Source organism: Pseudomonas sp. SDO5591_S426 (genome assembly GCF_054070755.1).
This window is the reverse complement of the sequence record NZ_JBSVXD010000366.1, coordinates 1-2,570: the sequence shown is the minus strand read 5'-3', so window position 1 is coordinate 2,570 and position 2,570 is coordinate 1. Positions and strand designations below refer to the sequence as shown.

The window sequence follows — 2,570 nt, the reverse complement described above, 5'->3', positions numbered from 1 at the left end:
TCGCTGAAAATCAAGATCAAAAGATCGCAGCCTTCGGCAGCTCCTACCTTGCCCACAACCACAAAAATGGCAACAGGAGCATTTTTCATGAGTTCATCGAACGCCCGGCAGAACGCCGGGCAACTGGAAACCCGAGGCATCGAGCCGGTGCCGGAATCCGAGTGCAATGGTCATCCGTTGCAGCTGTTCTGGGTCTGGTTCGCCGCCAACATTTCCATCCTCGGCCTACCGCTGGGCGCGACGCTCGTGGCGTTTCGCGGCTTGGCGATCTGGCAGGCAATCATTGTCGCAATTCTTGGTGCCGCCGGTTCTTTCGCGGTGGTCGGGATCATCTCCATCGCTGGTCGACGCGGCCGCGCACCGAGCCTGACGCTGTCGCGAGCCATCTTCGGCGTACGCGGCAATATCGGCCCGACGCTGGTCTCGCTGATGTCGCGCCTGGGTTGGGAAACCGTCAACACCACCACCGCCGCGTTCGTGCTGCTGTCGTTGTGCTCGATCCTGTTCGGCTCGCCAGTGGAAGCGAAAAGCGCGCCGCTGCTGACCCTGGTGTTCATCGCGATTTTCGTGCTGTTGACCTTGTCGGTTTCCGGCCTCGGTCACGCCACATTGCTGGTCATCCAGAAGTGGGCGACCTACGTGTTCGGCGCGCTGAACATTCTGGTCGGCGGCTTCCTCTGCGCCACCATCGACTGGAGCGCGGTGTTCAACGCCACGCCTGCGCCGATGAGCGCGATGATCATCGGCATCGGCACGATGGCGGCCGGCACCGGGATCGGTTGGGCCAACGCCGGTGCGGACATGTCGCGCTATCAGCATCGCAGCGTCAAAGCCGTGCGCCTGGTGGCGTCGGCGGCGTTCGGTGCGGGGATTCCGCTGGTGTTGCTGATCACCCTCGGCGGCTTGCTGTCGGTGGGCAACAACGATCTGGCCCAGGCCACTGACCCGATCATCGCGATCCGCGACATGCTGCCGACCTGGATGGCCGTGCCGTACCTGATCACCGCGTTCGGTGGTTTGCTGCTGTCGAACAACCTGTCGGTGTACTCCGCCGGTTTGACCACGTTGACCCTCGGCCTCAAGGTCAAACGCGTCTACGCGGTGGTGGTCGACATCGTCGCAATCTTCGCCGGTTCGATTTATTTCATGTTGATCGCCGACAGTTTCTACGGTCCGTTCATCACGTTCATTTCCCTGCTGGCGGTGCCGATTACCGCGTGGGTCGGGATCTTCGTGGTCGACCTGATTCACCGTCATTACTACAGCCCCAAGGATCTGCTGGACGTCAGCCCGAGCAGCGCCTACTGGTATCGCGGCGGCGTCGAGTGGCGTGCATTCAGCGCGTGGGCCATCGCCATCGTGTTGGGTTTCAGCTTCACCACCATCGGCACCACGGCGGAAAACGTCTGGTTCAAGGGCTTCCTGTCCGACTCGTGGCTGGGGCATAACGGCCTCGGCTGGATTGTGACCTTCGTGGTGGCTGGCGGGATTTATTGTGTACTCGGCGGGGCGAAGGATCGTCGTGCTGCGTTGACCGAGAATGCTCATGCCTAAGATGTTGCACACCGGCCAGGTCATCATCGATCTGGTCATGGCCGTGGATAAACTGCCGCAAGCCGGGGGCGACGTGCTGGCGCAGTCCGCCAGTTTCGAAGCCGGCGGTGGCTTCAATGTGATGGCCGCCGCCCAGCGCAACGGGTTGCCGGTGGTGTACCTCGGTCGCCATGGCACCGGGCGTTTCGGTGATCTGGCCCGCGACGCGATGAACGCGGAAGGTATCCGCATCGGCATCGCTGATCGCGCCGAACGCGATACCGGTTTGTGCGTCGCGATCACGGACGCTTCGGCGGAGCGCAGCTTCGTGTCCTACATCGGCGCCGAGGGTGATTTGACCGCCCAGGACCTGGCCAGTGTAGCGGCCGAGGCGGGTGATTTTGTCTACGTCAGCGGCTACAGCCTGCTGCATGTCGGCAAGGCGCAGGCGCTGGTGGATTGGGTGCTGGCGCTGGCGGACGGCGTCAACGTGGTGTTCGATCCGGGGCCGTTGGTGGATTCGCCGGATGCGCCGCTGATGCAGGCGCTGCTGCCGCGCATCGATGTATGGACCAGCAACGGCGTCGAAGCGCTGAAGATTACCGGTGCGACGGACATTGCTCAGGCATTGGATCGACTGGTCGGGTATCTGCCGCAGGAGGTGCTGATGGTAGTGCGTGACGGGCCGCAAGGCTGTTGGATCAGTCAGGGTTCAGAGCGCAGGCATGTGCCGGGATTCAAGGTTGAAGCCTTGGACAGTAACGGTGCCGGTGATGCTCATGCCGGTGTGTTCGTGGCCGGGTTGGCGCAAGGGTTGTCGGCGTTTGAGGCGGCGCGCCGGGCCAATGCGGCGGCGGCGTTGGCGGTGACCCGGTGGGGGCCGGCGACTTCGCCCGGCACTGCCGAGGTGGACGAGTTGATCAGCAAGTCATTTAGTCACTGAGCTGACGCTATCGCGGGCAAGCCCGCTCCCACAGGGTTCTAGGGTGTTCCCACTATTTTTGTTCCCCATCCCAACCTGTGGGAGCGGGCTTTCC

The 2,570-nt window shown here is 62.8% G+C and carries 2 protein-coding genes; both read left to right on the top strand.

What is annotated here, in order from left to right; genetic code table 11:
• Positions 1 to 87: 87 nt before the first annotated feature.
• Positions 88 to 1,554 (top strand): purine-cytosine permease family protein, encoded by a 1,467-nt coding sequence (locus ACW9JC_RS29980; RefSeq protein WP_457459573.1) that lies wholly within the window; start codon positions 88 to 90, stop codon positions 1,552 to 1,554.
• Positions 1,547 to 2,476, top strand: a complete 930-nt coding sequence (locus ACW9JC_RS29975) for a PfkB family carbohydrate kinase (protein ID WP_457459571.1) — start codon at positions 1,547 to 1,549, stop codon at positions 2,474 to 2,476. The genes ACW9JC_RS29980 and ACW9JC_RS29975 overlap by 8 nt, the downstream gene beginning before the upstream one ends.
• Positions 2,477 to 2,570: the final 94 nt, after the last annotated feature.

Bases quoted from the DNA above. Each gene is read 5' to 3' on its own strand.
- ACW9JC_RS29980 (WP_457459573.1), top strand. From the start codon at position 88: ATGAGTTCATCGAACGCCCGGCAGAACGCCGGGCAACTGGAAACCCGA.
- ACW9JC_RS29975 (WP_457459571.1), top strand. From the start codon at position 1,547: ATGCCTAAGATGTTGCACACCGGCCAGGTCATCATCGATCTGGTCATG.